This is a genomic window from Micromonospora sp. U56 (assembly GCF_018070095.1).
In the GTDB taxonomy this organism is placed as follows: Bacteria; Actinomycetota; Actinomycetes; order Mycobacteriales; family Micromonosporaceae; genus Micromonospora; species Micromonospora purpureochromogenes.
This window is the reverse complement of record NZ_JAGPYL010000014.1, coordinates 22,330-41,119: the sequence shown is the minus strand read 5'-3', so window position 1 is coordinate 41,119 and position 18,790 is coordinate 22,330. Positions and strand designations below refer to the sequence as shown.

At 74.4% G+C, this 18,790-nt stretch carries 15 protein-coding genes and 1 pseudogene; 5 read left to right on the top strand and 11 right to left on the bottom strand.

Annotated features, from left to right (window positions below; translation table 11 throughout):
• Positions 1 to 51 precede the first annotated feature (51 nt).
• Positions 52 to 1,920, top strand: coding sequence for a hypothetical protein (locus tag KBX37_RS07960; protein ID WP_210775299.1), 1,869 nt, complete (start codon positions 52 to 54; stop codon positions 1,918 to 1,920).
• Positions 1,921 to 1,951: 31 nt separating this feature from the next.
• On the opposite strand, the gene KBX37_RS07955 is transcribed toward KBX37_RS07960, so the two are convergent.
• Positions 1,952 to 4,075, bottom strand: coding sequence for a hypothetical protein (locus KBX37_RS07955; protein ID WP_374103693.1), 2,124 nt, complete (start codon positions 4,073 to 4,075; stop codon positions 1,952 to 1,954).
• 150 nt (positions 4,076 to 4,225) lie between these two features.
• On the opposite strand from KBX37_RS07955, the gene KBX37_RS07950 reads away from it, so the two are divergent.
• Positions 4,226 to 5,419 (top strand): hypothetical protein, encoded by a 1,194-nt coding sequence (locus KBX37_RS07950; protein ID WP_210775268.1) that lies wholly within the window; start codon positions 4,226 to 4,228, stop codon positions 5,417 to 5,419.
• Positions 5,420 to 5,732: 313 nt separating this feature from the next.
• Here the strand turns inward: KBX37_RS07950 and dxs are convergent, their stop codons facing one another.
• The 4 genes from dxs to KBX37_RS07930 all read right to left on the bottom strand — a co-directional run bounded on the left by dxs (position 5,733) and on the right by KBX37_RS07930 (position 12,263).
• Positions 5,733 to 7,685 carry a 1-deoxy-D-xylulose-5-phosphate synthase gene (gene dxs / locus KBX37_RS07945; RefSeq protein WP_210775267.1) on the bottom strand — a complete coding sequence of 651 codons (1,953 nt, stop codon included), beginning with the start codon at positions 7,683 to 7,685 and terminating at the stop codon, positions 5,733 to 5,735.
• 70 nt (positions 7,686 to 7,755) lie between these two features.
• On the bottom strand, positions 7,756 to 8,916 hold the full coding sequence (locus KBX37_RS07940; RefSeq protein WP_210775266.1) for an anhydro-N-acetylmuramic acid kinase: 1,161 nt from the start codon (positions 8,914 to 8,916) through the stop codon (positions 7,756 to 7,758).
• Positions 8,917 to 8,928: 12 nt separating this feature from the next.
• On the bottom strand, positions 8,929 to 10,194 hold the full coding sequence (locus KBX37_RS07935) for a class I SAM-dependent RNA methyltransferase (RefSeq protein ID WP_210775265.1): 1,266 nt from the start codon (positions 10,192 to 10,194) through the stop codon (positions 8,929 to 8,931).
• Positions 10,191 to 12,263, bottom strand: coding sequence for an APC family permease (locus KBX37_RS07930; protein ID WP_210775264.1), 2,073 nt, complete (start codon positions 12,261 to 12,263; stop codon positions 10,191 to 10,193). The genes KBX37_RS07935 and KBX37_RS07930 overlap by 4 nt, the downstream gene beginning before the upstream one ends.
• 165 nt (positions 12,264 to 12,428) lie before the next feature.
• Between KBX37_RS07930 and KBX37_RS07925 the strand changes: the two genes are divergently transcribed.
• Both KBX37_RS07925 and KBX37_RS07920 read left to right on the top strand, forming a co-directional pair.
• Positions 12,429 to 13,094, top strand: a complete 666-nt coding sequence (locus tag KBX37_RS07925) for a TrkA family potassium uptake protein (protein WP_210775263.1) — start codon at positions 12,429 to 12,431, stop codon at positions 13,092 to 13,094.
• A 2-nt stretch (positions 13,095 to 13,096) separates the two neighbouring features.
• The gene (locus tag KBX37_RS07920) at positions 13,097 to 13,786 is read left to right on the top strand and encodes a TrkA family potassium uptake protein (RefSeq protein ID WP_210775262.1); all 690 of its coding nucleotides are present in this window, start codon (positions 13,097 to 13,099) and stop codon (positions 13,784 to 13,786) included.
• 168 nt (positions 13,787 to 13,954) lie between these two features.
• Here KBX37_RS07920 and KBX37_RS07915 read toward each other — a convergent pair whose 3' ends face one another.
• The 4 genes from KBX37_RS07915 to dut form a co-directional block, all read right to left on the bottom strand.
• Positions 13,955 to 14,632, bottom strand: a complete 678-nt coding sequence (locus KBX37_RS07915) for a DUF3159 domain-containing protein (protein ID WP_210775261.1) — start codon at positions 14,630 to 14,632, stop codon at positions 13,955 to 13,957.
• Entirely contained in the window at positions 14,629 to 15,009 is a 381-nt protein-coding gene (locus tag KBX37_RS07910) for an OB-fold nucleic acid binding domain-containing protein (RefSeq protein ID WP_154942867.1), read from the bottom strand. Before KBX37_RS07910 ends, KBX37_RS07915 begins: the two co-directional genes overlap by 4 nt.
• Before the next feature lie 277 nt (positions 15,010 to 15,286).
• Positions 15,287 to 15,964, bottom strand: coding sequence for a DUF3710 domain-containing protein (locus KBX37_RS07905; protein ID WP_210775260.1), 678 nt, complete (start codon positions 15,962 to 15,964; stop codon positions 15,287 to 15,289).
• Positions 15,965 to 15,989: 25 nt separating this feature from the next.
• Positions 15,990 to 16,559, bottom strand: a complete 570-nt coding sequence (gene dut, locus KBX37_RS07900) for a dUTP diphosphatase (protein ID WP_210775259.1) — start codon at positions 16,557 to 16,559, stop codon at positions 15,990 to 15,992.
• A gap of 43 nt (positions 16,560 to 16,602) precedes the next feature.
• On the opposite strand from dut, the gene KBX37_RS07895 reads away from it, so the two are divergent.
• Positions 16,603 to 17,103: a DUF3093 domain-containing protein gene (locus KBX37_RS07895; protein WP_374103691.1), complete on the top strand. Its 501-nt coding sequence runs from the start codon at positions 16,603 to 16,605 to the stop codon at positions 17,101 to 17,103.
• Positions 17,104 to 17,107: 4 nt separating this feature from the next.
• On the opposite strand, the pseudogene KBX37_RS07890 reads toward KBX37_RS07895, so the two are convergent.
• Together KBX37_RS07890 and KBX37_RS07885 are read right to left on the bottom strand one after the other, a co-directional pair.
• Positions 17,108 to 17,830, bottom strand: a pseudogene (locus KBX37_RS07890) (hypothetical protein); the annotation flags it as partial.
• Between the two features lie 420 nt (positions 17,831 to 18,250).
• Complete coding sequence (locus tag KBX37_RS07885; RefSeq protein ID WP_046565779.1) at positions 18,251 to 18,547, bottom strand: DUF4193 domain-containing protein; 297 nt, start codon at positions 18,545 to 18,547, stop codon at positions 18,251 to 18,253.
• Between the last annotated feature and the right edge of the window lie 243 nt (positions 18,548 to 18,790).

The window sequence follows — 18,790 nt, the reverse complement described above, 5'->3', positions numbered from 1 at the left end:
GGCGGGTGCGGCCCGTCACCGCCTGTACGATGGCCCGTCGTGGCTGTGCCGGTGGTAGATCCCTCGTTGAACCAGACGTCCGCGCCCGAGGCGGTCGAGCCCGTCGCGGCCGATCCGGCACGGCGGCCCCGTCGACGCCCGAGCCGGGCCGACGTCCTGGCCATCGGAGCCTATGTGCTGCTCGGCGTTCTCGTGTGCCTGAACTACTGGGTGGACGTGCAGCACCGGGTCTCGTCGCACCTGCCGACCGACCACAGCTGGTTCGAGTGGCTCTTCCAGCACGGCGCGTACTCGGTGCGCCACCTGGAGAACCCGCTGTTCAGCGCCCGTCAGAACGCCCCGGACGGGGTGAACATGATGGCCAACACCTCGCTGCTGGGCATGACCCTGCCGCTGGCGCCGGTCACCCTCCTCTTCGGTCCGCAGGTGACGTACGCGCTCTACCTGGGCGGCGCGCTGGCCGCGACCGCGGGCACCTCGTACTGGATGCTGTCGCGCCACCTGGTGCGCTCGCGGGCGGCGGCCTTCGTCGGCGGCGCCTTCCTCGGGTTCGCGCCGGGCATCGTGCACCACGCCAACGGGCAGCCGAACTTCGTCTCCAACTTCCTGCTGCCGGTGATCGTGGCCCGGGTGCTGCGCCTGGGCGAGCCGGGCCGGTGGCGGCGCGACGGGGTCGTGCTGGGGCTGCTGGTGGCGTACCAGATCTTCATCAACGAGGAGATGCTGCTGCTCACCGCGCTGGCCTGCCTGGTGGCGGTGCTGGCGTACGTGGTGCAGCGGCCCCGCGCGGCGCGGGCCCGGGCGGCCGGTTTCCTGGCCGCGCTCGGCCTCGGCGGCGGGCTGGCCCTGCTGCTGACCGCCTACCCGATCTGGTACCAGTTCAACGGCCCGCAGTCCTACCGTGGGTTGCAGGGTGGGGTCTTCCACAACTGGGGCGAGGACCTGATGGCCTTCGTCACCTTCGCCCGGGACACCGTGGCCGGTGACGAGGCGGTGGAGAAGACCATCGGCCTGACCGAGCAGAACACCTGGTTCGGCTGGCCGCTGGTGCTGGTGGCGCTGGTCGCCCTGGTGCTGCTCTGGCGTCGCTCGCTGCCGGCCCGGATCGCCGGCGTGCTGGTGCTGGTCTTCACCGTTGCCGCGATCGGCCCGAAGGTGCGCTTCGACGGCGTGGAGACGACGGTCGACGGCCCGTGGGCGTACATCCCGGACGACCTGCCGCTGGTGGAGATGATGATGCCGACCCGGCTGGCCCTGGTGGTGGCCGCGGCGGTCGGCGTCCTGCTCGCGCTCGCCTGGGACGCGGCAGCGGGTTACGGCCGCGCCCGGGTCCCCGCCCCCCGCGCGGCGGCCGACGACGCCGGCACGACGGCGGCGAAAGCCACGCCGGCCCGGCGCTGGGTCCGGCCGGTCGGGTACGCGGCGATCACGCTCGCCGTGCTGCCGCTGTTCCCGCGCCCGCTGCCGGCGCAGCCGATCGACCCGCCGCCGCACTTCATCACCGCCGGCGGCTGGCGCCCGTACGTCCCGGCGGGCCGGACCCTGGTGCCGGTGCCGATCCCGAGCAACGTGCACGGCCTGCCCACGCTGCGCTGGAGCGCGCTGACCGGGCACGAGTTCCCGGTGCCGGGCGGCTACTTCATCGGGCCCAACCTCGACGGTGAGGGGGTCTTCGGCGCGCCGAACCGGCCCACCAGCACCCTGATCTACGCCAGCATGGACACCGGCACCGTGCCGGCGCTGACCGAGGAGAACCGCCGCCAGGCGGTCGAGGACCTGCGCTTCTGGAAGGCCTCGGTGGTGGTGCTCGGCGCGCACCCGCGCGAGGCGGTGCTGCGCGAGCTGATGACCGGCCTGATCGGGCCGGCGCAGCGGGTCGACGACGTGTGGCTCTGGGACGTGCGCCCGCTGGTCGGCTGACCGCCCACCCGGCCCCCGAGGGCGGGGAGGGTCAGGCGGTACGGGCGGTCAGCGGCCGGACGTCCCAGACCCAGACGTCCAGCTCCCGCTTCGCCGGGCCGACCAGCTGCTCGACGGTGCGCCGCAGCGGCTCGGCGTGCTGGTGGCCGACCGGCAGCACCAGGACCGCCGCGTTCCAGTGGCGCAGCTCGTCCAGGCAGCGGCGGCGCTGCCGGTCGTCCAGCTTGGGCGTACGGCCGGTGGTGGCCACCTCGTCGAGCAGCTCGCCGATGCCGCTGGGCCGGCCGCCGAAGCGACCCGGATCGCCGGTGTTGCCGTTGCGCGGGGCGAGGAAGTAGCCGCCGGGGATCTTGAAGTCGAGGTTGGTGGAGGCCGCCCACCGCATCCCGTGCGTGTTGCCCATGCTCGGCACGGGCACCGGCACCAGCGTCTGGTCCGGGCCGACGTACTGCCGCCAGCGGTCGGCGGTGATGAAGGTCGGCACCGGCGGGCGGGAGGTCACCTTCAACGGCATCGGCACGATCGGCAGCAGCGCGAGCACCAGGGCGCCGACGGTGACCGTCTTCGCGTGCCGCCACTCGATCCCGCGCAGCGTCCACGCCCGCTGCACGGCCAGCGCCAGCAGCATGCCGATCACCACGCTGGTGATCAGGGCGAACCGGGTCGGCACCACCGCGTCGAGCAGCGGCAGCCGGACCAGCACGTCCCACGGGCCGGTGAAGAGGTCCCGGTCCCACCAGGACACCCGCTCGCCGAGCGAGAGCACGGCGAAGAAGAACCCGGTCGCGGCGAGCGCCCGGACCAGCACCTCGCGGCGCAGCCAGACCACGATGCCGACGGCGAGCAGCGACAGGCTCCAGCCGAAGAAGGCGTTCTCCTCGGAGTAGTTCGGGGCCAGGTTGACGTTCGCCCGCTCGTTGCCGCCGAAGGTCGGCGAGCCGGGGGCGAAGAAGGCGGCGATGTCGTTGCCGTAGTCGCGGACCGCGTCGCTGAGCCCGTGGTACGCCATCGGCCCGGCGAACTGGATGTAGAGCGGGTACGCCAGCAGCGCCCCGGCCAGCACCGTGCACACCGGCAGCCCCTTGGCCAGCGGGCGCCAGGCCACCGACCACAGCGCCGGGCGCTGCACCACCATCGCCGTCAGGAAGACGCCGCAGGCCAGCGCGGTGAAGAGCAGGATCTCCTCGTTGATGAACGCCTGCACGGTGACCAGCAGCGCCAGCAGCGCGCCGTCGCGCACCGGCCGGGTGGAGCGGGTCAGCACCATCACCCGCCAGACGATGAACGGCAGCAGGAACTGGGAGATGATGTTCGGGTGCCAGTTGGCGTGCGACAGCATCGCCGGTGAGAACCCGCAGAACCAGGCGCCCACCGCGGCGGCCAGCCGCCGGCGGACCAGGTGCCGGGAGAACACGTGGTACCAGGCGGCGGCGGTGCCGCCGAGACCCAGGGTGACCAGCACCACGAAGGACACGGCCGGTCCGAAGAGCAGGGTGACCGGCACCATCGGAATGCCCAGCGCCAGCACGGCCGTGTTGGCCATCAGGTTGACGCCGTCGGGGTAGTTGAACTGGTCGGTGAAGAACGGGAACTCGCCGTACAGCACCACGCGTACCGAGTGGGCGAGGAAGAACTGCACCTGGGCGGGGTCGCTGCTGTAGAACGAGGCGACCCGGCCGGCCGGGTCGACCCAGAGCTGGCTGGTCACCCAGAGCGCGACGAGCAGGAAGATCCCGTAGACGGCGAGGTCCTTGCGCCGGGCCGTCCAGCGCCAGCGCCGCGCGGGCGCCGTCGCACCGTCGCCGTCCGCCGTCGCCGGCCGCTTCCCGGGTACGCCCCGCGCCGGCGCGTCGACGGCCGGCGCCGTCGGGGCGGGCGCGTCCACGGTCGGCGCGGTCGGCGCGGGCGCGTCCACGGCCGGCGCCGCCGGGGCGGGCGCGTCCACGACCGGTGCCGTCGGGGCGGGTGGGTCGACGACCGGTGCGTGCACGGCCGGCGCTTTCCCGGTCGAGGCGGTGGCAGCGGGTGCCTTCGCCGCCGGTGTGTCGAGGACCCGGGCCGGGAACGCGGTCGCGGTCGCCGTGGCGCCGCGGGCGGAACCCGGAGAGGCGTCGGGGTCCGGTGCGGAGGCGCCACGGGGCTCGACAGACGTCACAGTCGGCGGAGTCTACCGGAGCCGGAGAATAGCCCGGAATTCACACTGCTGTCCCTTGTGGCCGTCGGACACGGCCGCGAGGCGCTCCCCGACCGTTGCGTACCATGTGGGCTTCCGGCAACGACGGCGAGGCGATCGGGAGGCGTAGAGGTGGCTTCAGTCCGCCGCCGCGGCACGACGGCCACCGCACTGCTCACCATGGTGCTGGCCGCGACCGCCTGCGGCCCGGTCGCCGACCGGGGGGCCCGCGAGCTGCGGGTCGGCTACGACAGCCTGGACGGCACACTGCCGGTCTGGCCGCCGCGCGGCTCGCTCGCCGGGGACGCCGCCGCGACGCGGGCGGTCACCGAGGCGGTGAGCGCCTGGCGGTCGCCGATCGACGACCGCGCCCACCTGCCCTCCTCCGGCATCCTCTTCGCCGGGGAGGTCGACGGCACCCGGCTGGCCCTGGTCGCCGCGGACGTGCCCGGCGAGGGCGCGTCCTGGCTGCTCCAGCTCACCGGCGACGGCGGCCGGTACACGGTGACCCGGGCCAGCGAGTACTCCGACCCCGGCTACCTCGCCTACGCCGACGTCCTGCCGGTGCAGCTGGCCGACGGCCGGCGCTACCTCACCTCGGGGCGGGTGGAGCGCCTGCTCGGCCCGAACGGCCGGGCGCTGGTGCTCTCCGACGGGCTGAGCCGTCCGGTGCGCGTGCCGGCCTGCGCGGCCGTGCCGGTCACCGCGACGCTGCGGGCCACCGAGTCCCTGCCGCGCGGTCGCGCCGCCGAGCGCCTGCTCGACCTCGGCACCGCCACCGCCGAGCCGCGCTACCCGCTGGTGCGGGACGAGACCGGCTCCGGCCGCCGGGCCCTGGACGGGCTGGACACCTGCGTGCTCGCCGACGAGCGGGGCCCGTTCGGCAGCGTCCCGCGCCGCATCGGCGACCGGGACGCGCCCCGCTCGGCCCCGGAGTCGTGGCCGATGGAGAAGGTGAGCGTCCGGGCGATCGGCGAGATGGCGCTGGGCGGCGGCGACCCGGGCGACCTGGAGCAGCTCACCTGGGAGACGGACGCCGGCACGATGACCGCGGTGGTCTACCGGCCCGCCGACGGCGGCACCCCGGTGGTCTCCCCGGCGGACCGGTCCAACCCCCTGCAGACGTACGTGCTGCCGGTGCCCGGGCAGCCGCTGGTGGTGCTGACCTGGCGGGGCACCCGGGACGCCTCGCTCTCGGTGCCACCGGGCACGCCCCGGCTGGTGGACCGCCCCGGCCTGGCCGTGGTGCCGATGCCGGCGGCGAGGCAGACCTTCAGCCTGGCCGGCGCGGAGAAGACCTACTACCGCTCCGTCGGCGGCCGCTGACCCACCGCGCAGGCCCCACACCGCCGGTCCCGCTCCGCACCACCCGTCCCGCTCGCACCGCGTGGGCTCGATCGACTCCGTGTCGCCGGAACGGCGGTATGAGCGCGACCAGGAAACCGCCATGTCGCCGACACGGAGTCGATCACGCGACCAGGAAACCGCCATGTCGCCGACACGGAGTCGATCACGCGACCAGGACACCCCCGCCTCGCCGACACGGAGTCGATCACGCGGGCGACCGGCACCCGGAACCGGGCCGGAGACGGCGGCGGGCGGCCCCGCGACTGCGGAACCGCCCGTCGGGTCGTACCGGTCAGTTGGGGCTGGCCTCGCTGGCCCGCAGCCGGACCGGCTCCACCGGCTCCGCGTCCAGGCCGGAGATCCAGCCGATGACGTTGCGCGCCACATCCTGCGCGGTGAGCCCCAGGTCGGTGAGGATCTGCGCGCGGGTGCCGTGCGGGTGCCAGCCGGCGGGCACGCCGAGGTCGCGCAGCGGCACCCGGACGTCGGCGTCCCGCATCGACTGGGCGAGCGCGTCGCCGACGCCGCCGACCCGGACGCCGTCCTCGACGGTGACCACGAGCCGGTGCCCGGCGGCCAGCTCGACCAGTTCGGCCGGGACCGGGCGGACCCAGCGCGGGTCGACCACGGTCACGCCGTAGCCCTGCTCGGCGAGGCGGGCGGCGACCTCCATGCCCAGCTGGCCGAAGGAGCCGACCGCGACGAGCAGCACGTCGGTACGCGCCGACTCGGCCAGCACGTCGACGGTCCCGATCCGACGTACGGCCGGCAGGTCGGCGGCGACGGTGCCGGTCGGGAAGCGGACGATGGTCGGGCCGTCGTCGACGGCGACGGCCTCCCGCAGCTCCTCGCGGAGGCTGGCGGAGTCGCGGGGCGCGGCGATGCGCAGGCCGGGCACCACGCCGAAGACGGACATGTCCCAGATGCCGTAGTGGCTCGGCCCGTCCGGCCCGGTGATGCCGGCCCGGTCGAGCACGAAGGTCACCGGCAGCTTGTGCATCGCCACGTCCAGCAGGACCTGGTCGAAGGCGCGGTTGAGGAAGGTCGCGTAGACCGCCACCACCGGGTGCAGGCCGCCCATCGCCAGGCCGGCGGCCGAGGTGGCGGCGTGCTGCTCGGCGATGCCGACGTCGTACACCCGCTCGGGGTGCTTGCGGGCGAGCTTGGCGATGCCGGTGGGCTCGGCCATCGCGGCGGTGATGCCCACCACGTCGGGCCGCTCGTCGGCGATGGCCACCAGCTCGTCGGCGAAGACCTGGGTCCACTTCACCGACGGGGCGGCGAGCAGCTTGCCGGTCTCGACGTCGAAGGCGCTACTTGGGCCGTGCAGGCGGTCCGCCTCGTCCTCCTCGGCCGGGCGATAGCCGTAGCCCTTGCGGGTGACCGCGTGCACGATCACCGGGCCGCCGAAGTTCTTCGCGGCGCGCAGCGACGACTCGACCGCGGCGATGTCGTGCCCGTCTACCGGACCGACGTACTTGATGCCGAGATCCTCGAACATCGCCTGCGGGGCGACCGCGTCCTTGATGCCCTTCTTGACCGCGTGCAGCACCTCGTACATCGGCTTGCCGACCAGCGGGGTGGAGCCGAGGGCGTCCTTGACGGTGTCGAGGACCTTCTCGTAGCCGGGGTTGAGCCGCAGCGAGGAGAGGTGGTCGGCGAGGCCGCCGATGGTCGGCGAGTACGACCGGCCGTTGTCGTTGACCACGATGACCAGGGGGTTGCCGGCGGTGGCGATGTTGTTCAGCGCCTCCCAGCACATGCCGCCGGTGAGCGCGCCGTCACCGACGACGGCGACCACGCTGCGCTGCTCGCCGCGCAGGGCGTACGCCTTGGCCAGCCCGTCGGCGTACGACAGGGCGGTGGAGGCGTGCGAGTTCTCGATCAGGTCGTGCTCGCTCTCGGCCTGGCTGGGGTAGCCGGAGAGCCCACCGCGCTGGCGCAGCTTGTCGAAGCCGTCCTGCCGCCCGGTGAGGATCTTGTGTACGTACGACTGGTGGCCGGTGTCGAACAGGAGCCGGTCGCGGGGAGAGTCGAAGACCCGGTGCATCGCCAGCGTCAGCTCCACCACGCCCAGGTTGGGGCCGACGTGCCCGCCGGTGCGGGAGACCTTGGCGATCAGGAAGTCACGGATCTCGGCGGCGAGGATGTCCAGCTGCTCGGCGGTCATCCGCTTGACGTCCTGCGGACCGCGGACGGCGCCCAGCAGCCGACCGTAGTTGGCTGTGCCCTCTTCAACACTCATGAGCGAAGAGTCTATCGGCCGCCCGCCGCACCGCAGCTCGGCCGTGGATCATCCCAGCTGGTTCCCAGGTTCACGGCACGACGACCAGCCGCCGGGGCGGCGTGGGCGGGGTGGCGCCGTGCGGCGGCCCGGCCGGCGTCCAGGCGCCCAGCACGGCCGCCCGGCGGGCGCCGGTGACCGAGGGGATCGCCCCGGGCAGGCCGTGCCAGGAGAGCCAGCCGAGCAGGGCGAACGCGTACGCCTCCTTGGCCTGCGCGGGGACGCCCAGCTCGTCGGTGGTGCGCAGCCGCCAGCGCCCGGCCCCGAGGGCGGCCAGCCGGCCCAGCAGGGTGGGGTTACGCACTCCCCCGCCGGCGGCGACCACCTCGGTGACCCGGTGCCGGTCGCATGCGGCGGCCACCGTGCGGGCGGTCAGCTCGGTCAGGGTGGCCAGCACGTCGTCCGGGGCCACCGGCTCACCCAGCGCGGCCAGCCGATCGTCCAGGTATCCCGCGTGGAAGAGTTCCTTGCCGGTGGACTTGGGGGGCGGCGCGGCGTAGTACGGCTCGGCGAGCAGCGCGTCCAGCAGGCCGCCGTGCACCCGGCCGGCCGCCGCGCGGGCGCCGTCGAGGTCGCAGGGGCGGCCGAGGAGCCGCCGGGCCGCCGCGTCGAGCAGCGCGTTGGCCGGGCCGACGTCGTACCCGAGGACCGGCGCGCCCGGGGCGACGACGGTGAGGTTGGCGATGCCGCCGAGGTTGAGCGCGGCCCGGGGCCCGCCGGCCGCGTCGAGCAGCAGCGCGTCGAAGGCGGGGACCAGCGGCGCGCCCTGCCCGCCGGCGGCGACGTCCGCCGAGCGCAGGTCCGCCAGCACGGGTACGCCGACCCGGGCGGCGACCCGCGCCGGCGCGCCGAGCTGGAGGGTGCCCCGGGTGGTGCCGCCCTCGACCCAGTGGAAGACGGTCTGGCCGGGCGAGACCACCAGGTCGGCCCGCCCGCCGGCCAGCTCGACGCCGAGCGCGGCGGCGGCGGCGAAGACCTCGCCGAGGGCGTTGTCCAGCCGGCAGACCGCCTCGATCGTGGTGGCCGCCAGGGGCAGCAGCGCGCCGATCGACTCGCGCAGGGCGTCGTCGTAGTCCAGCCCCCGGTGCCCCAGCGGACGCATCCGCAGCGTGTCGCCGTCGGCGGTGAACTCGGCGGCGACCACGTCCACCCCGTCGTACGAGGTGCCGGACATCAACCCGACGATCTTCATCGGGTCAGGCTGTCACCGGGCGGGCGGCAGGAGCAACCCGACCAGCTCGACGTGCTGGGTCATCGGGAACAGGTCGTACCCGCGCAGCCCGGCGAGCCGCCAACCGAGCCCGGTGAAGGTGCGCACGTCCCGGGCGAAGGCGGCCGGATCGCAGGCCACGTACGCGACGGCACGCGGCCGGGCGGCGACCACGTCCCGCACCACCGGCGCGCCCGCGCCGGAGCGGGGCGGGTCGAGCACCACCAGGTCGACCGGGCCGGTGACCCGGCGGCGGGCCAGCGCGGTCTCCACCCGGGCGGCCACCACCTCCACCCGGGGCAGGTCGGCCAGGTTCTCCCGGGCGGCGACGACCCCCTGCGCGGAGGACTCGACCAGGGTGATCCGCGCCTGCGGGCCGACCCGGCCGGCAAGGGCGGCGGCGAAGAGGCCGGCCCCGCCGTACAGGTCCCAGGCGGACTCGCCGGGACGCGGGTCGAGCAGGTCGAGCACCGCCCCGACGAGGGTGTCGGCGGCGGCCGGGTGCACCTGCCAGAAACCGGCGGCGGGCAGCGTCCACTCCCGGCCGGCGGCCACCTCACGCACGGCCTGCGGCCCGCTGACTCCAGTGGCCACCCCGTCGGTCACGGCGGCGACGCTGACGTCCCCGCCGGTGGAGGCGACGGTCTCGACCGCCTCGGCGTCCGGCCAGCGCGCGCCGGACGGGGTAAGCACCGGCAGCTCCCGGATCGCCGGGTGGGCGATCCGGCACCAGTCGATCGGCACCACCTCGTGCGAGCGGTGCTTGAGCAGCCCGGCCCGGCCGGCGGCGTCGACGGCGTACCGGACCCGGGAGCGCCAGCCGAGCGGCCCGCCGGGCAGCGCCTCGACGGCCACCCCGAGCGCGTCCACCTCGGCCTCGCTGAGCCGGCCCAGCCGGATGAGCTGCTCGCGCACCACGGAGGTCTTCCAGTGGAGCTGGGCGGCGGGGGTGACGTGTTGCAGGTCGCAGCCGCCGCAGCGGCCCGGCTTCGCCCACGGGCAGGGCTGCTCGACCCGGTCCGGGGAGGCGGTCAGGATCTCCACCGCGTCGGCGCGGGCGAAGCCCTTGTGCAGCTCGGTGATCTCGGCCACCACTCGCTCGCCGGGCAGCGCGTGCCGGACGAAGACCACCTGACCGTCGACCCGGGCCACGCAGTGCCCGCCGGGGGCGACCGCGCCGACGGTCAGCTCGACCCGCTCGGCCTCCTCCAACCCGCGCCGCTCCGCCGTGCCCGGCCCGCCGCCGGTCGGGCCGGTCATGGCCGGTCCCCGCTCGACGGGCCGCTCTCGCCCGGCGGGGCGGAGACGACGGGCGGGACGCTCGGCGGCAGGGTGCTGCGCGGGGCCACCCGCGGCCCGCGGGCCGGGGTGCGGCTCAGCGTGGCGTCGAGGCGGTCGAGGTTCTTGCTGGCGGTCGAGGCGAGCTGCCAGGGCACGCTGGTCACCATCACGCCCGGCTCGAAGAGCAGCCGCCCCTTGAGGCGCAGCGCGCTCTGGTTGTGCAGCAGGTTCTCCCACCAGCGGCCGACGACGTACTCGGGGATGAAGACGGTGACCACGTCGCGGGGCGACTCCCGGCGGGTGGAGGCGACGAAGTTGAGGATCGGCCGGGTGATCTCCCGGTACGGCGAGTCGACGACGGTCAGCGGCACCGGCACCTCGCGCCGCTCCCACTCCGCCTGGAGCTGGCGGGTGTCCTTCTCGTCGACGTTCACCGTCACGGCGGTCAGCGTGTCCGGGCGGGTGGCCCGGGCGTACGCGATGGCCCGCAGGGTCGGCTGGTGCAACTTGCTGACCAGCACGATGGCGTGGTTACGGGCGGGCAGCACGCCCCGGACCTCGGTCGGCTCCAGCTCGGCGGCGACCCGGTCGTAGTGCCGGCGGATGGCGAGCATCACCAGGTAGATCACCGCCATCGCGGCGATCGCGATCCAGGCGCCGAGCAGGAACTTGGTGAGCAGCACGATGACCAGGACGGTGCCGGTCATCGCCATGCCGAAGGTGTTGATCGCCCGGGAGCGGATCATCCGGTGCCGGGCCTCCGGGTCCCGCTCGGTGCGCAGGTGCCGGTTCCAGTGCCTGATCATGCCGGCCTGGGAGAGCGTGAACGAGACGAACACCCCGACGATGTAGAGCTGGATCAGGCGGGTCACCTCGGCCTGGAAGCCGACGATCAGCACGATGGCGAAGACGGCCAGGAAGACGATGCCGTTGGAGAAGGCCAGCCGGTCGCCCCGGGTGTGGAACTGTCGGGGCAGGTAGCGGTCCTGGGCCAGGATCGAGCCGAGCACCGGGAAGCCGTTGAACGCGGTGTTCGCCGCCAGGAAGAGGATCAGCGCGGTCGCCCCGGCGACCACGTAGAGCAGGATCGAGCCGGAGCCGAAGACGGTCTCACCGAGCTGGGTGGTGACGGTCTTCTGCACGTAGCCCTCGGGGCCGGAGACGATCTGCAGCTCCGGGTTCTCGACGAACTGCAGGCCGGTCAGCCGGGACAGCCAGATGATGCCCACCAGCATGGCGACCGCGATGGTGCCGAGCAGCAGCAGGGTGGTCGCCGCGTTGCGGCTCTTCGGCGCCTTGAACGCGGGCACCCCGTTGGAGATGGCCTCCACACCGGTGAGCGCGGCGCAGCCCGAGGAGAAGGTGCGCAGCAGCAGAAAGATCAGGGCGAAACCGGTCACGCTGTGCTCGGCCTGGATCTCCAGCGCGGCGCTGGGTGCCTGCAGGTCGTCGCCCAGCACGAAGATCCGGACCAGCCCGGTGAGGATCATCCCGACCATCACGATGATGAAGCCGTAGGTGGGGATCGCGAAGGCCGTGCCCGACTCCCGAAGACCGCGCAGGTTCATCGCGGTGAGCAGCACCACCGCGATGACCGCGATGAGCACCTTGTGGGTGCCCACGAAGGGCACCACCGAGCCGAGGTTGGCCACCCCGGAGGAGACCGACACCGCGACGGTGAGCACGTAGTCGACCATCAGCGCGCTGCCCACGGCCAGGCCGGCCCGCGGCCCGAGGTTGACGGTGGCCACCTCGTAGTCGCCACCGCCCGACGGGTAGGCGTGCACGTTCTGCCGGTAGCTGGCGACCACGGTGAGCATCACCACGACGACCGCCAGGGCGATCCACGGTGAGAAGAAGTACGCCGAGGCCCCGGCGATGGAGAGGGTCAGCAGGATCTCGTCGGGCGCGTACGCCACGCTGGAGAGGGCGTCGGAGGCGAAGACCGGCAGGGCGATGCGCTTGGGGAGGAGGGTGTGCTGGAGCCGGTCGGACCGGAACGGTCGACCGACGAGGAGTCGCTTCAGCAGCGAGGTGGGACTGGCCACAAGCGCTAAGGGTACGACCACCGCACGCATACCGTCGGGGGTGCCTGATCACCACTCCGCGCACTCGCGCGGTACGGTCGGTCCCCCGTCGGCCCGACGGACGTGGCACGCTCGCAGAGAGCGCCGCCGTCCGCCGAACGGGCGGCACCTTTGGGAGGGACACCAGTGCATGTCGTGATCATGGGCTGTGGCCGGGTCGGCTCGACCCTCGCCCACAGCCTGGAGTCCCGGGGTCACTCGGTGGCGGTGATCGACCAGGACGCCGACGCGTTCCGTCGCCTCGGGCCCGACTTCGCCGGCATCACCGTCACCGGCGCGGGCTTCGACGGCGAGGTGCTGCGCCAGGCCGGCATCGAGCGGGCGGACGCCTTCGCCGCCGTCTCCAGCGGCGACAACTCCAACATCATCTCTGCCCGCCTGGCCCGCGAGACGTTCGGCGTCTCCCGGGTCGCCGCCCGCATCTACGACCAGCGCCGGGCGCAGGTCTACGAGCGGCTCGGCATCCCCACCGTGGCCACCGTCCGGTGGACGGCCGACCGGATGCTGCGGCACCTGGTCCCCGAGGGCAACATCGAGATCTTCCGCGACCCCACCAGCACCGTCTCGATCGTCGAGGTGCCGGTGCACAAGGAGTGGGTCGGGCGACCGCTGCACCAGCTGGAGGAGGCGGCCGGCGCGCGGGTGGCGTACCTGATCCGCTTCGGCATCGGCACGCTGCCCACCGCCTCCACCGTCTTGCAGGAGGGTGACCAGCTCTACGTGCTGGTCACCGACGACATCGCCGCCTCGGTCACCGCGGTGGCCGCGGCGCCGCCCGAAGGAGGGCTCTGAGCATGCGGATCGCCATCGCCGGCGCCGGCAACGTCGGCCGGTCGATCGCCCAGGAGCTGATCGACAACGGCCACCAGGTGATGCTGATCGAGCGCCAGCCCCGGATGCTGCGCCCGGACCGGGTGCCGGCCGCCGACTGGGTGCTGGCCGACGCGTGCGAGCTGACCAGCCTGGAGGAGGCCAACGTCGCCGGCTGCGACGTGGTCGTCGCGGCGACCGGCGACGACAAGGTCAACCTGGTGGTGTCGCTGCTGGCCAAGACCGAGTTCGCGGTGCCCCGGGTGGTCGCCCGGGTCAACCGGGCCGAGAACGAGTGGCTCTTCACCGAGCAGTGGGGCGTCGACGTGGCGGTCAGCAAGCCGCGGGTGATGGCCGCGCTGGTCGAGGAGGCGGTCACCGTCGGCGACCTGGTCCGGCTGATGACCTTCCGGCAGGGCGAGGCGAACCTGGTCGAGATCACCCTGCCGCCGACCGCGCCCTACGTCGGCCAGCCGATCCACGCGGTGCCGATCCCCCGGGACGCCGCGCTGGTGGCGATCCTGCGCGGCAAGCGGGTGCTGGTGCCCAGCCCGGACGACCCGATCGAGGCCGGCGACGAGCTGATCTTCGTCTGCACCGCCGAGGTGGAGGACCAGGTCCGCGCGGTGATCCTCGGCCCGGACAGCGTCGAGCGGACCCGCGGCAACGGCTGAGCCGGCCGGCGGACGACCCGACGCCCGGCCCGGCGGGCGTTCAGCCCGCTGCGCGGCCGGGCCAGTCGCCGGCCCGGCGGTGCTCGGCCACTCAGGCTCAGGCGTCCGGCCGGGGCCGGCGATGGTGGAGACGGCCGGGAGCGCCGCCCGGCAGGTGGCCGGAGGGGCTCAGGCGCCGGGCAGCGGCTGCGGCGCGCCCTGCCGGGTCACCCGGCGGACCGTCCAGACGGTGATCAGCAGCAGCAGCGCGTACGGCGGGTAGCCCAGCGCCAGCCGGGCCACGCCCAGCGCGGTGTCCTGGTGGGCCAGGTAGAGCCCGGCCTGCACGCCCACCTTGGCCAGCCACACCACGCCCCAGAGCACGGTGAGCTGGGTGAAGGTGCGCACCAGCCGGGGATCGTCGCGCCACTCGGAGCGCCCCTTGGCGACCAGCACCGACCAGATCCAGCCGACCAGCGGCTGGCGGATCGCCGCCGAGATCAGCAGGGCCACCCCGTAGGCGATGCCGTAGAGGATGCCGGGTAGGTAGAAGTCCCGCTCGTCGCCGGTGCGCCAGGCGATGAACGCGCCGATGCCGATGCCGACGAGCCCGTTGACCGCGTGCCGGACCGGCCGCCGCTGGGCCAGCCGCGCGACGGCGATCAGCACCGCCACCCCGACCGAGGCGATCACGGCGGGCCGCAGGTCGCCCACGATGTTGGCGAGCACGAAGACCAGCACGGGGATGCTGGACTCGACCAGGCCCCGCCAGCCGCCGAGCTGGTCGGCCATCTGTTCGGCGAGGCTGGGCAGCTGCCCGTCGTCCTCCGGGTGCGGCGCGGTGGCCGGCTGCTGTCCCGTCGTCACTTCGGCGACTCCAGCTCGTAGTACGGGTTGTAGATGACCTTGCGGTCGTCCCGGACGGCCACCCGGCCGCGGGCGGTGAGGTGCCGCCCCGGCTCGATGCCGGCGATGTGCCGCCGGCCCAGCCAGACCAGGGTCACCACGTCGCTGCCGTCGTAGAGGTCCGCCTCCAGGGTGGGCAGGTTGGTCCGCGGGGTGTAGACCACGGTGCGGAGCCGGCCGGTGACCGAGACCACCTGGCCGCGGGTGCACTGCCGGGCCGGCACCCCGCCGCACTCGGCGCTCTCCCGTTGCAGCTCCTGCGCCTCGATCTCGGCCTCGCTCGCGGTGAGCCGCCGCAGGATGCGCCGTAGCGACACCCGGCCCTCGTCGGTCGTCATGACCTCCGCGCCACCCTCTCCACGCTGACCGGCCCGCGCCGGCACTGGCCCGGCCCCGCCGATGCCGGAACCGTCCCGCCAGCGTACGCCGATCCCGCCGGCCGGACCGGTCCGGCGTACCCGTGACGGCGGGCGGGCCGGCGGAGCCGGCCGGACCCGGTCCACCGACCCCCGGCGACGGGCAGGCCCACCCGGGCGGGACCGGCCGGACAGGGCACCGGGCCCGGCTCCGTCGGTGGACGGTGCCGGGCCCGGTGAATGGTCGTTGCCGTGCCGGTCAGGCCTCGCGCGGGGCGGGTGCCGGAGCGCCGCCCTCACCGCCCTCGCCCTCCTCGGCCTCCTCGCCGACCTCGCGGGGCAGCCGCAGCGGCAGCGGCTCGCGGACCGGCTTCGCCTCCTGCCCCCGGTCGACGACCAGGCCGTCCAGGCACTCCGCCAGCGGCCCGGCCGCGGCCGGGTCGGTGGCGGCGGCGCCCTGGTAGACCCCGCGGACCATCCAGCGCGGCCCGTCGATGCCGACGAAACGCAGGTCGGTCAGGCCGTCCGGGGTGCGTACCCGGGCGTGCAGCTCGGTGCCGTACTCGCCCTCGACCTCCTGGGCGGCGGCGCCGTCGGTGAAGAGGGACTGGCGGATCTCCTCGCGCACCTCGTCCCAGATGCCCTCGGACCGGGGCGCGGCGAAGACGCCGAGCTGGAGGGCGTTCTCCCCGTGCACCAGCACGACCTGCTGGATCACGCCCTGCGGATCGGCCTGCACGCGCACCTCGACGCCGGGCACCGCCGGGATGTGCAGGCTGCCCAGGTCGAGCCGCTGCACGCCGTCCGGCGCCTCCGAGCTGTCGTACGGGCCGCGCGACGGACCCGTCGGCTCGGCGTCGTACGAGTCGAGGACCTCGGCGGCCCGCTCGCCACGGGCACCCCGCCCGCCGTCGGCCCGCTTCCGGCTGAAGATCACTGCGCCCACCCTCCGCTGTTCGCACTCACCCTGCCACCTCTTCCGTCTGTCCGCCCGCCCGGTCGGGATCTTCCCGTCGACCGGTCGCGGGCGGCGGCACCAGACCGGCGTGTCCGCCGGTCGAGCCGTGTCCACCGGCCCCGCGCCGCGACCCGGGCAGCTCGGCCACCGGCTGGAAATCCGCCCGCTCCACCCGCTGGACAACGAGCTGCGCGATGCGATCGCCACGGGAGATCTTCGCCGGCGTGTCCCGATCATGGTTGATCAGGTTGACCAGGATCTCACCCCGGTAGCCGGCGTCGACCGTACCGGGCGCGTTGAGCACCGTCACGCCGAGCCTGGCGGCCAGGCCGGAGCGCGGGTGCACCAGGCCGACGTACCCCTCCGGCAGCGCCAGCGCCACCCCGGTCGGGACCAGGGCCCGGCCGCCGGGGGGCAGCTCGACGTCCGCGGCGGCCACCAGGTCGGCGCCGGCGTCACCGGGATGGGCGTACGCGGGCAGCGGCAGCTCCGGGTCGAGCTGCCGCACGGGCACGGGTACGACGTGGGTCACGGTGCTCCCTCTTCCGTCGGGTTCGTGGGGTGGCCCTGCCATCCTGCCGGGTCGGACCGCCACCGCGCGCCGTACCCTCGCAGGTGTGAGCGTGTCACCTTCCCCGTCCTCGCCGGCCCCGCGCACCGCGGCGGCCGCGGAGCACTCCGAACGGCTGAGTCTGCCCTGGTGGCTCTGGGTGGTCGGGCTGGCCCTGTCCGGGCTGCTGGCCGCCGAGGTGTGGATGGGCGCCCCCGGGGTGCGGGCCTGGCTGCCCTTCGTGGTCCTCCCGCCGGCGACGGCGGTCGCGCTGTGGTGGCTGGGCCGGGTCCGGGTGGCGGTGCACGACGGCGAGCTGTTCGTGGACGACGCCCACCTGCCGGTGCGCTACGTGGCGGACGTGGTCCCGTTGGACGCCGCCGGGCGCCGCGAGGTCCTCGGCGTGGGCGCCAATCCGCTGGCCTTCGTGGTGCAGCGGCCCTGGATCGGCGGCGCGGTGCAGGTGGTGCTGGACGATCCCGCCGACCCGACCCCGTTCTGGGTGGTCAGCACCCGTCACCCGGTCGAGCTGGCCCGCGCGGTGATGGCCGCCCGCGACGCGGCCTGACTCCTCAGGGCAGCGCCAGCCGGCCGCCGGGCAGCGCCCCGCCCTTGCGACGCAGGTCCCGGCGGATCTCGTCGGCGAGGGTCCTGGTGGCCCGCCCGTTGAGGTAGCTGGCCACGGCCGCGCCGGTGAGGAACGGCCCCAGCGTGGTCAGGTTGCGCCCGAACCGCTTGAGCAGGGTGTCGCGCAGCTCCCTGCGGGCCGCTGTGCCGAGCACCGCGCCGACGCCCACCCCGGGCGTCATCGGGTTGATCCCGCGTTGGTTGGCCCAGGACTGCATCAGGGCGATCGCCCGCTGGCTGCCGCCGGTGGACAGCGGCACGTGGTAGACCTCGTGCAGCTCGCCGATGAGCTTCAGCTCGATCGCCACCACGGCGACGGTCTCGGCGGCCAGCAGCACGGGCGCCGAGAGCAGGGTCGGGGTGGCCACCCACTCCACGGCGGCGACGCCACCGCCGGCCGCACCCACCCCGGCGGTGGCCCGGGCGGCGTTGCGCACCAGCCGCTCGGCGAGCGCTTCGTCGTCCAGCCCGGGGAAGTGCCGGCGCAGCGTGGCCAGGTCCCGGACCGGGATGTGCGGCGCCACGTTGGAAACGGTGTCGGTCATCCGGCGCAGCGCGGCCTTCGGCTTGGACAGGTCGGCCAACCCGCGGGCGCGCGCCAGCAGTTGACGGCGGCCGGCCGGCTCGCTGTCGTCGGCGGTCAGCGCGGCGACGGTCTCACCGAGCTCCTCAGCGGCCCGGTCGGCCGATTTCGGTGTGCCGGACGGCGCGTCGAGAGTGCCGCCGGCCGCGCCACCGGAGGTCGGGTCGGCGCCGGACGGTGCCGCCTCCCGGGCACCGGTGGCCCCGGTGTGCGGGCCCCCGGCGGCGGTGCCGTCCGGGCGGTGGGTGGCATCTGACTCCGGACGCGTCGTGGCTTCCGGCTGCGCCGGGGCGTCCGCCCCGGCGCCGGGGCGCGGCCCGGTCGGCGTACCCCCCGCCGGCCCACCGGCCCGCTCGTCGCGTTCGCTCATGCCGCCCGACCTCCCGTGCTCCCGTCGGCGTGGTCACCGCCCGTTACGAGTCAAGCAGCTCCCCGCCGCCCCCGCACGGCAGCTCGGGCAGCGGCGGCCCCGTCGTGGCGGCCGCCGCCGATGTGCGGTTCGGGGTCAGACGCACTCGCGGCAGATCAGCTCGCCGTTGCGCTCGACCGCCAGCTGGCTCCGGTGGTGGACCAGGAAGCAGCGGCCGCAACGGAACTCGTCCTGCTGCATCGGCAGGACCTTGACGGTCAGCTCCTCGTCGGCCAGGTCGGCGCCGGGCAGCTCGAAGCTCTCGGCCACCTCGGCCTCGTCGACGTCCACGGCGCCCGACTGTGAGTCGACCCGCCGGGCCTTGAGCTCTTCCAGGCTGTCCTCGCCGAGGTCGACCTCGTCGCGACGCGGGGCGTCGTAGTCGGTGGCCATCGGTTCACTCTCCCATATCGATATTGTCGCTTCCGGTTGTAACGCCGGACGACGTTGTTTCGGTTCCCACTGGCCGGCCACCCTTTGTGTCGGTCACCCGACCCGCCGGCCGCTCTGGCCGGGGGCCTACAGGGGCCTTCCCCAGCGAGCGCGGAACCTTACCCCCCTCGGGCGAGGCATGTATACCGCCCTCGTGGCTGAGATGTACGCCCCAGCACCCCGAGTTGTTCCCAATGTGACTCA

Coding starts and splice junctions, on each gene's coding strand:
- dxs (WP_210775267.1), bottom strand. CDS start 7,685: ATGAGTGTTGAAGAGGGCACAGCCAACTACGGTCGGCTGCTGGGCGCC.
- KBX37_RS07940 (WP_210775266.1), bottom strand. CDS start 8,916: ATGAAGATCGTCGGGTTGATGTCCGGCACCTCGTACGACGGGGTGGAC.
- KBX37_RS07935 (WP_210775265.1), bottom strand. CDS start 10,194: ATGACCGGCCCGACCGGCGGCGGGCCGGGCACGGCGGAGCGGCGCGGG.
- KBX37_RS07920 (WP_210775262.1), top strand. CDS start 13,097: ATGCGGATCGCCATCGCCGGCGCCGGCAACGTCGGCCGGTCGATCGCC.
- KBX37_RS07910 (WP_154942867.1), bottom strand. CDS start 15,009: ATGACGACCGACGAGGGCCGGGTGTCGCTACGGCGCATCCTGCGGCGG.
- dut (WP_210775259.1), bottom strand. CDS start 16,559: ATGGCAGGGCCACCCCACGAACCCGACGGAAGAGGGAGCACCGTGACC.
- KBX37_RS07885 (WP_046565779.1), bottom strand. CDS start 18,547: ATGGCCACCGACTACGACGCCCCGCGTCGCGACGAGGTCGACCTCGGC.